This window comes from Inquilinus sp. 2KB_23 (genome assembly GCF_052115705.1).
In the GTDB taxonomy this organism is placed as follows: Bacteria; Pseudomonadota; Alphaproteobacteria; order DSM-16000; family Inquilinaceae; genus Inquilinus; species Inquilinus ginsengisoli_A.
The window spans coordinates 151,310-166,432 of record NZ_JBFRHF010000016.1 but is presented as its reverse complement, the minus strand read 5'-3'; the positions used below and the strand labels follow the sequence as shown (position 1 = coordinate 166,432).

At 71.6% G+C, this 15,123-nt stretch carries 15 protein-coding genes; 4 read left to right on the top strand and 11 right to left on the bottom strand.

What is annotated here, in order from left to right; genetic code table 11:
* Window positions 1-11: 11 nt before the first annotated feature.
* Together AB4112_RS21090 and gpmI are read right to left on the bottom strand one after the other, a co-directional pair.
* On the bottom strand, window positions 12-1,424 hold the full coding sequence (locus AB4112_RS21090) for a S41 family peptidase (RefSeq protein ID WP_309797155.1): 1,413 nt from the start codon (window positions 1,422-1,424) through the stop codon (window positions 12-14).
* 162 nt (window positions 1,425-1,586) lie between these two features.
* Window positions 1,587-3,149, bottom strand: coding sequence for a 2,3-bisphosphoglycerate-independent phosphoglycerate mutase (gene gpmI, locus AB4112_RS21085; RefSeq protein ID WP_309797157.1), 1,563 nt, complete (start codon window positions 3,147-3,149; stop codon window positions 1,587-1,589).
* A gap of 111 nt (window positions 3,150-3,260) precedes the next feature.
* Between gpmI and AB4112_RS21080 the strand changes: the two genes are divergently transcribed.
* Entirely contained in the window at window positions 3,261-3,632 is a 372-nt protein-coding gene (locus tag AB4112_RS21080) for a hypothetical protein (RefSeq protein ID WP_309797159.1), read from the top strand.
* Between the two features lie 118 nt (window positions 3,633-3,750).
* Entirely contained in the window at window positions 3,751-4,209 is a 459-nt protein-coding gene (locus AB4112_RS21075; RefSeq protein ID WP_309797160.1) for a hypothetical protein, read from the top strand.
* Between the two features lie 145 nt (window positions 4,210-4,354).
* Here the strand turns inward: AB4112_RS21075 and rlmH are convergent, their stop codons facing one another.
* The 6 genes from rlmH to AB4112_RS21045 all read right to left on the bottom strand — a co-directional run bounded on the left by rlmH (window position 4,355) and on the right by AB4112_RS21045 (window position 10,634).
* Complete coding sequence (rlmH, locus tag AB4112_RS21070; RefSeq protein ID WP_441722831.1) at window positions 4,355-4,813, bottom strand: 23S rRNA (pseudouridine(1915)-N(3))-methyltransferase RlmH; 459 nt, start codon at window positions 4,811-4,813, stop codon at window positions 4,355-4,357.
* A gap of 12 nt (window positions 4,814-4,825) precedes the next feature.
* Window positions 4,826-5,152, bottom strand: coding sequence for a ribosome silencing factor (gene rsfS / locus AB4112_RS21065; protein ID WP_309797162.1), 327 nt, complete (start codon window positions 5,150-5,152; stop codon window positions 4,826-4,828).
* 202 nt (window positions 5,153-5,354) lie between these two features.
* Window positions 5,355-5,993: a nicotinate-nucleotide adenylyltransferase gene (locus tag AB4112_RS21060; protein ID WP_309797164.1), complete on the bottom strand. Its 639-nt coding sequence runs from the start codon at window positions 5,991-5,993 to the stop codon at window positions 5,355-5,357.
* 90 nt (window positions 5,994-6,083) lie between these two features.
* Window positions 6,084-7,367 (bottom strand): glutamate-5-semialdehyde dehydrogenase, encoded by a 1,284-nt coding sequence (locus AB4112_RS21055; protein WP_441722857.1) that lies wholly within the window; start codon window positions 7,365-7,367, stop codon window positions 6,084-6,086.
* Window positions 7,368-7,431: 64 nt separating this feature from the next.
* Window positions 7,432-9,390, bottom strand: a complete 1,959-nt coding sequence (locus AB4112_RS21050; protein WP_441722828.1) for a glycoside hydrolase family 15 protein — start codon at window positions 9,388-9,390, stop codon at window positions 7,432-7,434.
* Between the two features lie 74 nt (window positions 9,391-9,464).
* Window positions 9,465-10,634 (bottom strand): MFS transporter, encoded by a 1,170-nt coding sequence (locus tag AB4112_RS21045; RefSeq protein WP_441722826.1) that lies wholly within the window; start codon window positions 10,632-10,634, stop codon window positions 9,465-9,467.
* A gap of 226 nt (window positions 10,635-10,860) precedes the next feature.
* On the opposite strand from AB4112_RS21045, the gene AB4112_RS21040 reads away from it, so the two are divergent.
* Both AB4112_RS21040 and AB4112_RS21035 read left to right on the top strand, forming a co-directional pair.
* Window positions 10,861-11,424: a tetratricopeptide repeat protein gene (locus tag AB4112_RS21040; protein WP_441722824.1), complete on the top strand. Its 564-nt coding sequence runs from the start codon at window positions 10,861-10,863 to the stop codon at window positions 11,422-11,424.
* 39 nt (window positions 11,425-11,463) lie between these two features.
* Window positions 11,464-12,024: a tetratricopeptide repeat protein gene (locus tag AB4112_RS21035; protein ID WP_309797173.1), complete on the top strand. Its 561-nt coding sequence runs from the start codon at window positions 11,464-11,466 to the stop codon at window positions 12,022-12,024.
* Window positions 12,025-12,073: 49 nt separating this feature from the next.
* Here AB4112_RS21035 and AB4112_RS21030 read toward each other — a convergent pair whose 3' ends face one another.
* The 3 genes from AB4112_RS21030 to pyk all read right to left on the bottom strand — a co-directional run bounded on the left by AB4112_RS21030 (window position 12,074) and on the right by pyk (window position 15,045).
* Window positions 12,074-13,099 carry a MerR family transcriptional regulator gene (locus AB4112_RS21030; protein WP_441722822.1) on the bottom strand — a complete coding sequence of 342 codons (1,026 nt, stop codon included), beginning with the start codon at window positions 13,097-13,099 and terminating at the stop codon, window positions 12,074-12,076.
* A gap of 110 nt (window positions 13,100-13,209) precedes the next feature.
* Window positions 13,210-13,599 carry a nuclear transport factor 2 family protein gene (locus AB4112_RS21025; protein WP_441722820.1) on the bottom strand — a complete coding sequence of 130 codons (390 nt, stop codon included), beginning with the start codon at window positions 13,597-13,599 and terminating at the stop codon, window positions 13,210-13,212.
* Between the two features lie 6 nt (window positions 13,600-13,605).
* Window positions 13,606-15,045 (bottom strand): pyruvate kinase, encoded by a 1,440-nt coding sequence (gene pyk, locus AB4112_RS21020; RefSeq protein ID WP_309797178.1) that lies wholly within the window; start codon window positions 15,043-15,045, stop codon window positions 13,606-13,608.
* Between the last annotated feature and the right edge of the window lie 78 nt (window positions 15,046-15,123).

Below are 15,123 nucleotides of genomic sequence, written 5' to 3'. Positions count from 1 at the left end.
TCCAGGCGGGATCAGTCCGCCTGTCCCTTCTGGAACAGGGCAAGGCCGCGCAGCAGGTCGAGCGCGCGGGACAGCTGGTAGTCGACATCCGCCGGCTTGGTGGCATCGGCCGCGCCATCGGTCGGCGGCACCACCGCCTTGTCGGGGGTCGCGGTCTTGTCCGGCACCGCACCCGGGGCCGGCGGGGTCTTCTGGGCGTCGCCGTCCTGGCCCGGCAGATTCTTGTTGTTGTCGTTGTTCAGCGCGCCCTTCAGGTCGGCCTCGCGGTAGCCGCGCAGCTGCGCGATTTCCTCGATCTTCGCCTGCTGGACCTCGATGTCCGGCGTGATGCCGAGCTGCTGGATCGACCGGCCGGACGGGGTGTAGTAGCGCGCCGTGGTCAGGCGCATGGCGCCATGGCCCGGCAGCGGGATGATGGTCTGGACCGAGCCCTTGCCGAAGCTCTGCGTCCCCATCAGCACGGCGCGGTGGTGGTCCTGCAGGGCGCCGGCGACGATCTCGGAGGCCGAGGCCGAACCGCCATTGATCAGCACCACCAGCGGCAGGCCGTCGGCCAGGTCGCCCGGGGTGGCGTTGTAGCGCTGGGCCTGGTCGGCCTTGCGCGACCGGGTCGAGACGATCTCGCCCTTGTCGAGGAAGGCATCGGACACGGCGATCGCCTGGTCCAAGAGGCCGCCCGGATCGTTGCGCAGGTCGAGGACATAGCCCTGCAGCTTGTCGCCGAGCTTCTTCTTGATGTCGGCGATGCCGCGCTTCAGCCCGTCCTCGGTGCGCTCGGTGAAGCTGGTGATGCGGATGTAGCCGACATTGCCCTCGGTCCGCCACCGCACCGATTCGACCGGGATGGTCGCGCGCGCCATGGTCAGGTCGTAGGGGTCGGCGTCGCCGCGGCGCAGGGTGATGGTGATGTTGCTGCCCACCGGGCCGCGCATCTTATCCACCGCCTCGTTGAGGCTCATATTGACGATCGGCTTGCCGTCGATGGCGATGATCAGGTCGCCGGCCTGGACGCCGGCCTTGGCGGCGGGGGTGTCGTCGATCGGCGACACCACCTTCACCACCCCGTTCTCCATCGTCACCTCGATGCCGAGGCCGCCGAAGCTGCCGCGGGTCTGGGACTGCATGTCCTGGAACTCGTCGGCGTTCAGGAAGTTGGAGTGCGGGTCCAGCGAGGTCAGCATGCCGTTGATCGCGGATTCGATCAGCTGCTTGTCGCTGACCTCCTCGACATATTCGGCGCGCACCCGCTCGAACACCTCGCCGAACAGGTCCAGCTGCTTGTAGGTGTCGTTGGCGTCGCTGCTCGTCGCGGCCTTGTCCGGCGCCTTGTCCTGCGCCCAGCCCTGGAAGGTCAAGGTATGTCCGCCGACGAAGGCGAGGCCCATCAGGGCTCCGATGGCGACGGCGTTCAGGTGCTTCTTCATGCTTGCCCTCGCTGGCGGCGAACCGCCAGGCGCTCGAGTCAATCGGCCGACCGGCCGTCTCCGGAACCGGAGGGGAGGCTGGCCAGGGTGGACGCCATTCGATGATATCTGCCGGGTTTCGGCGGGATCAAGTTACCTGACGTCCATATTTATGTCTTCGCGTCACTGCGCCGCCCCATCCGAGGCCGATATCAGGCTCCTTCCGGTCATCTCCTCGGGCTGCGGCAGGCCCATCAGGGACAGGAGAGTCGGCGCCACATCGGCCAGCCTGCCGTCGTGCAGCGTGCGGCGCGGGGCCGGCGCGTTGACCAGGATCACCGGCACCTTGTTGAGCGTGTGCGCGGTGTGCGGGCCGCCGGTGACCGGGTCGCGCATCAGCTCGGCATTGCCGTGGTCGGCGGTGACCAGCATGGCGCCGCCCTGGCGCCGCACCGCCGCCTCGACCTGGCCGAGGCAGCCATCGACCGTCTCGCAGGCCCTGATCGCCGCCTCCAGGATGCCGGTGTGGCCGACCATGTCCGGGTTGGCGAAGTTGACCACCACCAGGTCGTATTTGCCGCTGTCGATCGCGGCGACCAGCCTGGAGCACACCTCGGGCGCCGACATCTCCGGCTGCAGGTCGTAGGTCGCGACCTTGGGGGAGGGCACCATGATGCGGTCCTCGCCGGGGAATTGGGTCTCCTCGCCGCCGTTGAAGAAGAAGGTGACGTGCGGGTACTTCTCGGTCTCGGCGGTGCGCAGCTGGGTCTTGCCGGCCGCGGCGACGACCTCGCCCAGCCCCTTGGCAATCGATTTCGGCGGGAAGATCGCCGACATCAGGCCGTTCAGCTGCTCGGAATACTCGACCAGGCCGCAGGCATCGGCGAAGCGCACCGGGGTGCGGGCGAAGCCGTCGAAGGCGGGGTCCAGCAGCGCCTGCAGGATCTCGCGCACCCGGTCGGCGCGGAAATTGGCGCACAGCACGCCGTCGCCATCCTTCATGCCGGCGTAGCCGCCGATCACGCTCGGCAGGATGAACTCGTCGCCCGTGTCGGCACGGTAGGCGGCCTCGACCGCGGCGACGGCGTCGGATGCGGTCTCGCCCTTGGCCTCGGCCACGGCGCGGTAGGCCTTCTCCACCCGCTCCCAGCGCTTGTCGCGGTCCATGGCGTAGTAGCGGCCGTCGACGGTGGCGATGCGGGTGTGCGGCAGCCCGTCGATGTCCCTCAGGAAGCGGCGGAGATAGTCGGCGCCGGCGCGGGGCGGGGTGTCGCGGCCGTCGGTGTAGGCATGGACCGCGACCGGCACCCCGGCTTCGGCGACGATCTTCGCCAGCGCCGCGATCTGGTCCTGATGGGCATGGACGCCGCCGGGCGACAGCAGCCCCATCAGGTGGCAGGTGCCGCCCGAGGCCTTCAGCGCCTCGATGTGCCGGCGCAGCGCCTTGGCCTTGGCCAGCGAGCCGTCGGCGATGGCGTTGAAGATCATCTGCAGGTCCTGGAACACCACCCGGCCGGCGCCCAGGTTCATGTGCCCGACCTCGGAATTGCCGATCTGGCCGTGCGGCAGGCCGACCGCCTCCTCGCTCGCCTGCAGGAAGGCGTGCGGTTCTCCGGCCCACAGCCGGTCGAAATTCGGGGTGTCGGCCAGGCGCACGGCGTTGTCCGCCTCCTCCTCACGCCAGCCCCAGCCGTCGAGGATGCACAGGACCACAGGGCGGGACGGGGGGGTGGCTGCGGCGCTCATCGCATGTCCTTTCACGGAATCTGCCCTTCATGTATCGATTGACGCCACCGGCACAAGGGAGTTCCGCCTGACATGCGCGACCGAATGGCACCAAGTGGCGGCCGCTGGTTGGTGACCGCCCTGCTCCTGGCCGGTTGTGGCGGGCCCGTGGTCACCGCCGCCTATGATACCACCGACCCGGTCGACCGCTGGCAGGCGGTGCTGCGCGCCAACGCCGCGCGCTATGTCTGCGGCGCCCCGCTCGAAGGCGGCGAGACCCGCTTCGCCGACGTCATGGTCGACGCCCAGCGCCAGGCCACCGCGGCGCTGGCCCGGCGCGAGGACGCGCCGGCGACCGATCCGGAGGTGCTGGGCGACCTCGCCCGGCGCCGGACCGCGCAGGAGCGGGCGGTGCGCGATGTGGTCGCACAGCGCGGCTGCCGCGATCCGCAGATCATGGCGCTGACCGCCCTCGCCGACCGTTTGTCCGCCGGGCAGGGGTGACGCGGCGGGGCGGCACCCTATCTCAGAGGGAAAGGGGAGGCGGGCCTGGGAGCGGACGGTCGCATTTCCGACCTAAAGGCTTGGTTAGGTCGATCGGTCCGAGGACGAAGAGGACGAGATGAAGCGAGTGAACGGCGCGGCGCTGGCCGCGGTCCTGGCGATGCTGGCCCTCGGGGCCTGCGCGGAGCAGGGCTACATCGATCCCGGATACCCAGGCTATGGCGGGCCGGGGGCGGGGCCGCAGCAGGCGGCGGCGGGCCACGCCGGCGATTCGCTGCAGCGCTACGACGCCATCGTCCGGGCCGATGCCGCCGCCCGGTCCTGCCGCGTCCGTCTCGACCCGCAGCAGGCGCAGCGCTTCGACGCGGTGCTGCAGCAGGCCGAATCCGAGGCCGCGGCACAGCTCGCCGGCGGGTCGGGCGCCCCCACCGACCAGTCCGTGATCTGGCAGGAGCTCGGGGCCCGGCGCTCGGCGAACGAGAAGGACGCGGCGACCGTGGTCCGCCAGCGCGGCTGCCGCTCCGGCACGGTCGAGGAGCTGATCGGCAGCTACCGGAACTTCGCGGCGACGGGCTGAGAGCCCGGCGCCCGGGCGATGACCGCAAACCGCCTTCTACTTTGGGTGTCGTGCCACGGCTTGACCGTGGCATCCAGGGGCGGCCAGAGCGGCTCTCGGTGGCCCCTGGATGCCACGGTCAAGCCGGGCAATGACAGGTGAAGCCTCACGCCCTGTGATACGGGTGGCCGCTGAGGATGGTCTGGGCACGGTAGATCTGCTCGGCCAGCATGGTCCGGGCCAGCATGTGCGGCCAGGTCAGGCGGCCGAAGGACAGCAGCAGGTCGGCGCGGTCGCGCACCGCATCGTCATGGCCGTCGGCGCCGCCGATCAGGAAGGCGGCATCGCCGCGGCCCTCGTCGCGCCAGCGGCCCAGGACGCGGGCGAGGCCGGCGCTGTCGAGGTCGCGGCCGCGTTCGTCCAGCACCACCGCGGCGGCGCCGGCCGGCACCGCGGCCAGCAGCAGGGCGGCTTCCTCGCGCCGCAGGGTCGGGCCGGCGAGGCCCTTGCGGGCCTCGACCTCACGCAGGGAGATCGGCCACGCCGACCGGCCGACATACTCGTCGAACAGGTCGCGCAGCGGGCCCGCCTTGGCGCGGCCGACCGCGGCGATGGTCAGCCGCATGCCGGGTCCGGCTTAAGCGGTGCCGGCGATGCGCGTGACCCGCTCGGAATCGTCGTCCCACATCTTCTCGAGGGCGTAGAAGTCGCGCACCTCGGGGCGGAACAGGTGGACGATCACGTCGCCGGCGTCGAGCAGCACCCAGTCGCCGCGCGCCTGGCCTTCGACCAGGATCGGGCCGGGGGCCAGCGCCTTCAGCTTCTCCATCAGGTGGTCGGCCATGGCGGCGACCTGGCGCGAGGAGCGGCCGGTGGCGATGATCAGGCTGTCGGCGATGGAAGACCGGCCGGTGAGGTCGATCACGACCAGATCTTCGGCCTTGTCGGCGTCGAGCGACGTCAAGGCGGTCTCGAGAATGGGCCGGGCAAGGCTGGCTGCGAGACCCGGCGGCAGACGCCCGGCTTCGGCCCGGGGCGTCTCGGTGTTCGGTCGTATGGCGTTCACCTCAAGGTTGCACGATGGTCACGGCGCTGACGCCGCCGCGACGATGCTACCATAGTCGTGGCTCGTCAGCGCCACGGGGACTCGGCATAGCCATCGCGCGTCAGCGGCGCGATGGTGACGGACCTTGGCGAAGCGATCGTGCGGCCCGCAGCGCCGTGGCCGAGGCCGGATGGCGCTTTGCCAGGAAGAACACCCAGGCCGGCGTTTTCATTCCCGCCAGCGACCGGGCGTGATCCTGGTCGATCCGCGCCCGCACGAACCGCTGCGCCGCCAGTCCCGACAGCGCCCTTAGAGAATAGGAAGGCCGGTCGTAGACGGCAACCGGCACGGTCTCGAAGATTTTCGTCCAGCGCTGCCAGTGGCGGATCTGGGCCAGGTTGTCGGCACCCATCAGCCAGACGAACTGGGTCTTGGGGAACCGGGCGACCAGCGCCTTCAGCGTGTCGGCGGTGAAGCGGGTGCCCAGCTCGGCCTCGATCCCGGTGGCGACGATGCGCGGATGCCGCGCCGCCTGCCGGGCGGATTCGATGCGCTCGGCGAAGGGCGCCATGCCGTTGACCGGCTTCAACGGGTTCTGCGGCGACACCAGCCACCACACCGCGTCCAGCCCCAGCCGCTTCATCGCCTCGACGCTGATGTGGCGGTGGCCGTCATGCGCCGGGTTGAACGACCCGCCGAGCAGCCCGACCCGGCAGCCGTCCCAGATCCGGCCGTGACGGGGATTGGGCACGGTCAGCACCGACTCTTCTTCCCGTAACGAGAAGAAGAGTCGGTCGAGGGTGTGGGGCGATCCTGCTGATGCAATCGGGAGGGGTCCTTGGTCCGGCCGTCAGGGCCGGGTCTGGCCGGTGCCGCGGACGAGGTATTTGTAGCTCGTCAGCTGCTCGGTGCCGACCGGGCCGCGGGCGTGCAGCCGGCCGGTGGCGATGCCGATCTCGGCGCCCATGCCGAATTCGCCGCCGTCGGCGAACTGGGTCGAGGCATTGACCAGCACGATGGCGCTGTCGACCCGCCCCAGGAAGGCCTCGGTCGCCGCCGGGTCGGCGGTGACGATGCAGTCGGTGTGGTGGCTGCCGTGCAGGTTGACGTGCTCGATCGCGGCATCCACCCCGTCCACCGTCTTCACCGACAGGATGGCGTCGAGGTACTCGGTGTCCCAGTCGTCGTCGGACGCCGCGACCACGCGCGGGTCGATCGCCTGCACCGCGGTGTCGCCGCGAATCTCGCAGCCGGCCTCGATCAGGTCGTCCAGGATCGGCCGCAGCATGGTCCCGGCGACGCTACGGTCGATCAGCAGCGTCTCGGTGGCGCCGCACACGCCGGTGCGCCGCATCTTGGCGTTGAACACGACGCGGCGCGCCATCTCCGGGTCGGCGGCCTCGTGGACATAGGTGTGGTTGATCCCGTCCTCGTGCCACAGCACCGGGATCCGGCTCTCCGCCGCCACCCGCGCCGTTAGCGACTTGCCGCCGCGCGGGATGATGACGTCGACGAATTCGGTCAGGCCCAGCAGCTCGCCCACCGCGGCGCGGTCGCGGGTCGGGATCAGCTGCACCGCGCTGCGCGGCAGGCCAGCCTTCTTCAGCCCATGGCCGATCGCCGCGGCCAGCGCGGTCGAGGTCTGGAAGCTGTCCGACCCGCAGCGCAGGATGCAGGAATTGCCCGATTTCAGGCACAGCGCCGCGGCGTCGGCGGTGACGTTGGGCCGGCTCTCGAAGATCACGCCGACGACGCCCAGCGGCACCCGCACCCGCTGGATGCGCATGCCGTTCGGCTGGATCCAGTCGGCCAGCACGCTGCCGATCGGGTCGGGCAGCGCGGCCACCGCCTCCAGCCCCTGGGCCACCGCCTCGATCCGTTTGTCGTCGAGGACCAGCCGGTCGAGGAAGGCGGGGCTGGTGCCGTTCTGCCGCGCCAGCGCCATGTCCTGGGCGTTGGCCGCCAGGATCAGCGCCTTGTCGTCGCGGATCGCCGCCGCCGCCGCGACCAGCGCCGCGTCCTTCTGCGGTCGCGGCGCCAGGGCCAGCACGGCGGCCGCGGCGCGGGCGCCGGCGCCAAGGCGGCGGAGCAGGTCGCTCACGGCTTCTGGTGTGCTTTCAGTCTTGGGGTCCAGCAGGTCGGTCATCACAGGGCTTCCCAGGTCGAGCCGGGGAGACTAACCCGGATTTCCGTGCATTTCACCGCGCATCGGTCGCAGGGGCGCCATGTTCGCCGGTGCCGTGCCCGTCCTCGCTGCGATCCTCCGCCGGGCCGCGCAGCGTTGCCAGGTTCAGCGCGGTGTTGATCACGCCGATATGGCTGAAGGCCTGCGGGAAATTGCCGAGCTGGCGTTTGGCGATCGGGTCGTATTCCTCGGCCAGCAGCCCGACATCGTTGGTCAGGCTCAGCAGCCTCTCATACAGCGTGGTGGCGCGGTCGACCGCGCCGATCATGGCCAGGGCGTCGGCCAGCCAGAAGCTGCAGACCAGGAAGGTGCCCTCCTCGCCGGCCAGCCCGTCGACGCCGTGCTCGGTCTCGTAGCGCCGCGCCAGCCCGTCGACCGTCAGCTCGCGCTCGATCGCCTCGACCGTGCCGATCACCCGCGGGTCGTCGGGCGGCAGGAAGCCGACCATCGGGATCTGCAGCAGCGCCGCGTCCAGCATCTCCGACCCGTAGGACTGGGTGAAGCTGTTGCGCGTCCGGGAGAAGCCCTTGTCGCAGATCTCGGCATGGATGCGGTCGCGCAGCTTCCGCCAGGCCTTGACCGGCCCTTCCAGCCCGAACTGCTCGACCGCCTTGATCGACCGGTCGAAGGCGACCCAGGCCATCACCTTGGAATGGACGAAGTGCCGGCGCGCGCCGCGCACCTCCCACAGCCCCTCATCCGGCTTGTCCCAGATCTTCTCGAGGAAGCCGAGCAGCACCCGCTGCACCCGCCAGGCGTCGTGCGGATGGGTCAGGTGCTTCTTGCGGGCGACATGGATGGCGTCCAGCAGCTCGCCATAGACGTCCAGCTGCAGCTGGGAATGGGCGCCGTTGCCGATGCGCACCGGCTTGCTGCCCTCGTAGCCGGCCAGCCAGGGGATCTCCAGCTCGGTCAGCCGGCGCTCGCCGGCCAGGCCGTACATGATCTGCAGCTGCTCCGGCCGTCCCGCCGCGGCCCGGCGCAGCCAGTCGCGCCACGACGCCGCCTCCTCGGTGAAGCCGGCGCCGAGCAGGGCGTAGAGGGTCAGGGTAGCGTCGCGGATCCAGCAGTAGCGGTAGTCCCAGTTGCGCTCGCCCCCGATCTCCTCGGGCAGCGAGGTGGTGGCCGCGGCGACGATGCCGCCGGTCGGGGCGTAGGTCAGCGCCTTGAGCGTGAGGGCGGAGCGCAGCACCGCCTCGCGGTAGGGGCCCTGATAGGTGCAGTGATGGGCCCAGCCGTGCCACCAGGTCTCGGTGTCGGTCAGCGACCGGAACGGGTCCAGCCCGCCCGGCTCGGGCATGTGCGAGGGGTACCAGGTCAGGATGAACGGCACCCGCTCGCCGGCCGCGACCGTGAAGTCGCCGACCGTCTTCATCGATTCGCCGTGCAGCGCGATCGGCGACCGGAAGCGCAGCGCGTCGGCCCCGGCGATGGCGACGATGCCGTCCGGACGGTGCCGCACCCAGGGCACGATGCGGCCGTAGTCGAAGCGGAACGCCGCCTCCATCCGCATCGCCACCGACCCGCTGCGGCCTTCGACCACGCGCACGATCGACAGCTCGTCCTCGCGATGCGGGAACGGCATGAAGTCGATCAGGGCGACGGTGCCGCCCTCGGTCTCGAATTCGGTCTCCAGCACCAGGGTGTTGTCGCGATAGCGCCGGCGCGTGGTGACGACGGTGCCGGGCTCGGGCGCGATCTGCCAGTGGCCGTTCTCGACGTCGCCCAGCAGCCGGGCGAAGCAGGCGTCGGAATCGAAGCGCGGCAGGCACAGCCAGTCGATCGATCCGTCGCGCCCGACCAGCGCCGTGGTCCGGCAGTTGCCGATGATGGCGTAGTCCTCGATCCGCCCGGCCGGGCCTTTGAACCGTCCCTCGGCCCGGGTGCGCGGCTGCTTGCCGCTGGCCTGCCCCTCGATGCCCTCGGGGCCGGGGTTGTGGACTGCATCCGGGTGCCCTGTCGCTGCCGCCATTTCGTGCTCCGCTATGGTCACAGGTCAGGGAAGGAACGAAGGCCGGCTTGGTTCCGCCGGCGCGGCGGAAAGACCTATATCGCGGCCTGGCGACGCTCCGTCGCCAGCAGCACCGCGAAGCCCGCCGCCACCCCCGCCGCGGCGACTCCGATGGTCGCCTCGATCCCCAGCGTATCGAAGAATCGCCCGGCGCCAAAGGCGACGACGACGATGCCCAGATTGACCAGGCTGGCGGTCAGGGCGACGGTGGTGCCGCGCAGCGACGCCGCCATCCCCGCCAGCACCGCCTGGTGGGTCGGCCCGGCGACGCCGTAGCCCAGCGCCCACAGCGCCCCGGCCGCCACGGCCAGCGGCGCCGGCAGGGTCGGCAGCACGCCGAGCACCAGGATGCCGGCGAGGGTGCCGGCGATGCCCGCCAGCACCGCCCGCGACGGGCTGCCCAGGCGGCGCACCGCCGCCGGGATCAGCAGGTTGCCGGCGATGGTGACCAGGCCGAACAGGCCGAGCGCCAGACCCAGCGCCTCGGTCGACAGGCCGTAGCGGCGGCGCAGGATCTCGGCCATCACCGTGATCACCCCGATCGACACCCCGAGCCACAGGAAGGTGGCGGCCAGCCGCGGCGTGGCCCCGGCTTGGCGGAATGCTGCGCCGATGCTGACCGCGACCCCGGCGCGCGGCCGCGCCTCCGGCCGCTGGAGCGGCATGGTGGCGACGGCGGCGGCGGCCAGCAGGGCGCCCACGGCCATCGCCACATAGGCGACGCGCCAGTCCAGCCGCGCCGCCACCAGGGCGGCGCCGGCCGGGGTCAGGACGAAGCTGACGGTCAGCCCGGCCAGGATCCGGCCCATGGCGGCGGGCTGGCGCGGCGCGTCGACGGTGTCGGCGACGATGGCGACGGCGTTGGGCGCCATCGCCGCGGCGCTCAGCCCCGCCAAGGCGGCGCAGGGCAGCGCGACGGCGAAGACCGGCGCCAGGGCGATCCCGGCATTGGCGACGCCGAAGCCGACCAGGGCGGGCAGCAGCAGCGCCTTGCGTCCCAGCCGGTCGGACAGCGGGCCCAGCAGCGGCGCCAGCACGGCATAGACCAGAGCGTAGCTGGCGGGCAGCCAGGCGATCCGCGCCGCCGGCACGCCGAAGCTGTCGCCCATCGGTGCCATCATCGGGCCGGCCACCACCTCGGCGCCGCCGATCAGGAACATCACGAGCATGAGCGGCAGCAGGCGCCGGCCGGGCAGGGAGGTCATGGCGGGCCGTATCGGACAGCGATGGCCCGAAGCTGGGCACGAGAACGCAGGCGAGCTTCGAGCGAGGAGTCCTGCGTGGCCGGCGGAGGCGATCCGATCGACCCGGGGACTATAGCGGGCCCGGCCGCGATGTCGATTGCGACCCCTGTGCTGGACGCAGGACAGTGCGCCGCTTGTTGCATCTTTTGACGTTGCCTTCTCAGGAATCGGCACCAATCTGTTGATCATGAAGGCGTTGCGCATTCTGGCCCTGATCGCGGCCATTCTTGCGGCGCCGTGCGGGACCCTCTCGGCGGCAGACGCCCCGACGCGTCTCGACACCCTCCTCGACCAGCTGCAGACGACCGCGGATGCGGCGGAGGCACAGCGGCTGGAGCGGCAGATCTGGACGATCTGGCTCGACTATGGCGGCGCCGACGAGCTGGTGCCGCAGCTGATGCGGCGGGGCAGCGCCGCTCTCCTGAGCCGCGACTACGCGGTGGCCGAGGCCGCCTTCACCGCCGTGGTCGACCGGGCGCCGGATTTCGTCGAGGCCTGGGACCGCCGGGCGGTGACGCGCTTCCTGCGCGGCGACTGCGCCGGCGCCCTGCGCGACATCGACCGCACCCTGGCGCTGCAGCCGCGGCATTTCGGGGCGCTGTTCGGCCTCGGCCTGTGCCGGGCCGCGCTCGGCGACTACCAGGCGGCGCTCGACGCCTTCGATCGGGTGCTGGCGGTCGACCCGCATTACGCGCCGGCGCTCAGCCAGGCCGAGCGGGTGCGAAAATTCCTCGCGGGCTACCCGCTCTGAGCCCTTGCCGGCGGCCACCGCACGCCCGATCTCCATGGGATGCGGCGCATTCTCGCCTTTCTGCTCTCCGTCTTCCTGATCGCCGCGGCCCTGCCGGCGGCGGCGGCCGATGATCGCGCCGCCCAGCTGGACGCACTGTTCGCCCAGCTGAAGACCGCGGCGCCGGAGGAGGAGCCGGCGCTGCAGATCGCGATCTGGCATCTCTGGTTCCGCTATGAGGGCGCCGACACCGAGATCCCCGGGCTGCTGGAGCGCGGCAACACCGCGATGGCGAAGGACGACTACGCCGTGGCCGAAGCCGCCTTCTCCGCCGTGATCGAGCGCGACCCGGCCTATGCCGAGGGCTGGAACCGGCGGGCGACGGTGCGCTACCTGCGCGGCGACATCCGCGGCTCGATCGCCGACATCGACCAGGTGCTGGCGCGCGAGCCCCGGCATTTCGGCGCGCTGTCGGGCCTGGGCCTGTGTCGGATCAAGCTCCGCGACTATGCCGGCGCGATCGAGGCCTATCAGCGGGCGCTGGCGATCGACCCGCAGATGGCCGCCGCCCGCGACCAGATCGAACAGCTCAAGAAGCTGCAGGCCGGCGACCCGATCTAGGGGCGGACCACCCAGACCAGGCCGCGCCACGTTCCGATGCGCGCAGCCATCACGCCGCTGCGGGCTGGCCCGCCGCCAGCCGTGCCCGCACCGCGGGCGAGGCCAGGCAGGTGGCGACGGCCTCGTAGCCGGGTGCGCCGGGATAGGGGGTGACGAGGGTCGGCGGGCTATGGTTGGCGGGGCAGAGGAGGATGGCCTCGTCGGGGCCCACGGCGGCCAGGTCCAGGATGGCGCAGGAGCGCGTCATCAGGAACAGCGGCCGCTCGCCGGGCCCGCGGCGGCGCAGCCAGGCGATCAGGGCCTCCTGGGTGGCGTGGTCCAGCCCCTGTTCCACCATGTCGACGACCAGGACGGACGGGCCGTCCGATTCCAGCCCGGCGAGCAAGGCGACGAGGGCGCCCGACACCGTGGCGCCGTCCTCGACCAGCCAGGCCAGGGTGCGGTCGACCCGCGACCCGAGCGCCGGATCGGCGTCCAGCCGGGCCCGGGCGGCCGCGCCGCCGTCTGCCAGCCGGTCCAGGTCCAGGAAGGCGGCGCCCGGCAGGGTCTCGGCCAGACGCTTCGCCAGCCTTGTCTTGCCGCTGCCCAGCGGGCCGATGATGTAGGTCAGCGGCCGGATGCCGTGCAGTTCGAACCGCTCGCCGCCCCAGGGCCAGGGCAGGTCGAAGGCGACGCTGGGTTCGGCGGCCGGGCCGAACAGCCGTGCCAGCTCTCCGGCCGCCGGCGCCTGGCCACGGGCGAGGTCGACCCGCAGGCCGCGGATCGTCTCCACCGCGCCGGCCAGGTCCCGGATGCGGCCTTCGAGGGTCGACTGGTGCGCGGCCAGGGCCGGCTCCAGGCCCTGCGGGTCTCCCCCGAGCACCCGCGCCACCTGGGCCAGGCTGAAGCCGAGCGCGCGCAGGGCCGCGATCTCGGCGGCCCGGGCCATCTCGCCGGGGCCATAGGCCCGCCATCCGGCCGCGGTGCGGATCGGGGCGACCATGCCGCGCTGCTCGTAGAGCCGTAGGGCCTTGGCGGAGACGCCGAGCCGCCTGGCGGCCTCGGACGGGTTCAGGAAGAGGGCGGAGGGACTCACGACTCACCTCGTTGATCGCTGACCGCTCCCCTTATCGGGGCTGTCCCAGGGACCGAGTCAACCGGGTGTTTCGCGATATCCGGTGGTTCTCGCCGACGACGGCGCCGGCCTCAGTGGATGGTGCCGGCCGGGCGCGGCTGTTGTGGCGTGGCCTCGCGGGTCGGCCCGGCCTGATGGTGCACCATGCGCCAGCCCTCGGGCTCGCGGGTGAACACGTTGGTGGCGGCCAGCCGGTTGTCGCCGATCCGCTCGATGCACAGCACCACCGCGGTGTCGCCGTATTCCAGCACCCGCGCCGCCTCGGCCACGATGCGTGGCGGAGTGCGCAGGATCGACTCCCAGCTCCGCATCACCGCCTCGCGGCCGGCCAGCACCGGCCAGCCCGGATGGATGCAGGCGACCGGGCGCTTGTGCGACCACAGCGCCGTCATGGCGGCGGCATCGCCGCGCGCCAGGGCGGCATAGAAGGCTTCGTTGGCGGCGAGGGCGGACTCGGCCATGCAGCCTCAGTCCTCGATCCAGGCGATGCGCAGGACGTTTGTATTGCCCGGGGTCCCGAACGGCACGCCGGCGGTCACCACGATGCGCTGGCCCGTGGTGCCGAAGCCGTCATGCTTGGCCAGGCGGCAGGCCTTGCTGACCATCTCGGTGAAGTTGTTCACATCCTCGGTGTGCACCGCGTGGACACCCCAGCACAGCCCCATGCGGCGGGCGGTCTGCAGGTTCGAGGTCAGGCACAGGATCGGCACCTCCGGCCGCTCGCGCGCGGCGCGCAGCGTGGTCGACCCCGAGGTGGTGTAGGTCGCGATCGCCACCGCGCCGATGGTGTGCGCCACCTGCCGCGCCGCCGCGGTGATGGCGTCGGCCGCCGTGCTCTCCGGGTCGTAGTGCACCGCGTCGAGGATGGTGCGGTAGATCGGATCCTTCTCCACCCGGCGGGCGATGCGGTCCATCATGGTCACCGCCTCGATCGGGTAGTCGCCGGAGGCGGTCTCGGCCGACAGCATCACCGCATCGGCGCCATCGAACACGGCGGTGGCGACGTCCGAGGCCTCGGCCCGGGTCGGGGTCGGCGCCGTGATCATGCTCTCCAGCATCTGGGTCGCCACGATCACCGGCTTGCCGGCATGGCGCGAGGCCCGGATGATCTTCTTCTGCAGCGACGGCACGTCCTCGGCCGGCATTTCGACGCCGAGGTCGCCGCGGGCGACCATCACCGCGTCGGTCATCTCGACCAGCGCGTCGAGATGCTGGATCGCCGCCGGCTTCTCCAGCTTGACGATCACCTGGGCCCGGCCGGCGATCAGCTTGCGCGCCTCGGCCACGTCCTCGGGCCGCTGCACGAAGGACAGCGCCACCCAGTCGACCCCGATGTCGAGGGCGAAGCGCAGGTCGTCGAGGTCCTTGGGGGTCAGCGGCGACAGCGGCAGCACCGCGTTCGGCACGTTCACGCCCTTGCGGTCGGACAGGCGGGACCCCGCCTCGACCACGGTGTCGGCGTAGCCGGGGCCGCAGGCGGTGACCTGCAGCCGCACCTTGCCGTCGTCGAGCAGCAGCAGCTGGCCGGGCTCGATCGCGGCGAAGATCTCGGGATGCGGCAGGGTCACGCCGGTGACGTCGCCCTCGCGCTTGTCCAGGGTCAGGCGGAAGCTCTGGCCTTCGGTCAGCTGGACCGGGCCGTTGGCGAAGGTGCCCAGGCGCAGCTTCGGCCCCTGCAGGTCGGCCATCACGGCGATCGGGTGGTCGAAGTCGCGCTCGACCTCGCGGATCAGGGCCAGCCGGGCGGCGTGGTCCTCCTGTTTGCCATGGCTGAAATTGAGCCGGAAGACGTCGACGCCCGCCTCGAACAGCCTGCGGATCCCCTCGGCCGTGCTGGTGGCGGGGCCCAGCGTGGCGACGATCTTGGTCTGGCGCGTTCGGCGGAACGACGGGCGCTTCTTGGGCATGGCTGACTCCCGGATCACGGGGCCGGTTCGCCGTGGACCGGGGCCTGAAGCCCGGCCCCGCATGCGCCGGCCGCCCGG

What these genes read in the sequence shown, in the direction of transcription:
- AB4112_RS21090 (WP_309797155.1), bottom strand. Translation starts at nt 1,424, where the DNA reads ATGAAGAAGCACCTGAACGCCGTCGCCATCGGAGCCCTGATGGGCCTC.
- gpmI (WP_309797157.1), bottom strand. Translation starts at nt 3,149, where the DNA reads ATGAGCGCCGCAGCCACCCCCCCGTCCCGCCCTGTGGTCCTGTGCATC.
- AB4112_RS21075 (WP_309797160.1), top strand. Translation starts at nt 3,751, where the DNA reads ATGAAGCGAGTGAACGGCGCGGCGCTGGCCGCGGTCCTGGCGATGCTG.
- rlmH (WP_441722831.1), bottom strand. Translation starts at nt 4,813, where the DNA reads ATGCGGCTGACCATCGCCGCGGTCGGCCGCGCCAAGGCGGGCCCGCTG.
- AB4112_RS21050 (WP_441722828.1), bottom strand. Translation starts at nt 9,390, where the DNA reads ATGGCGGCAGCGACAGGGCACCCGGATGCAGTCCACAACCCCGGCCCC.
- AB4112_RS21045 (WP_441722826.1), bottom strand. Translation starts at nt 10,634, where the DNA reads ATGACCTCCCTGCCCGGCCGGCGCCTGCTGCCGCTCATGCTCGTGATG.
- AB4112_RS21040 (WP_441722824.1), top strand. Translation starts at nt 10,861, where the DNA reads ATGAAGGCGTTGCGCATTCTGGCCCTGATCGCGGCCATTCTTGCGGCG.
- AB4112_RS21035 (WP_309797173.1), top strand. Translation starts at nt 11,464, where the DNA reads ATGCGGCGCATTCTCGCCTTTCTGCTCTCCGTCTTCCTGATCGCCGCG.
- AB4112_RS21025 (WP_441722820.1), bottom strand. Translation starts at nt 13,599, where the DNA reads ATGGCCGAGTCCGCCCTCGCCGCCAACGAAGCCTTCTATGCCGCCCTG.
- pyk (WP_309797178.1), bottom strand. Translation starts at nt 15,045, where the DNA reads ATGCCCAAGAAGCGCCCGTCGTTCCGCCGAACGCGCCAGACCAAGATC.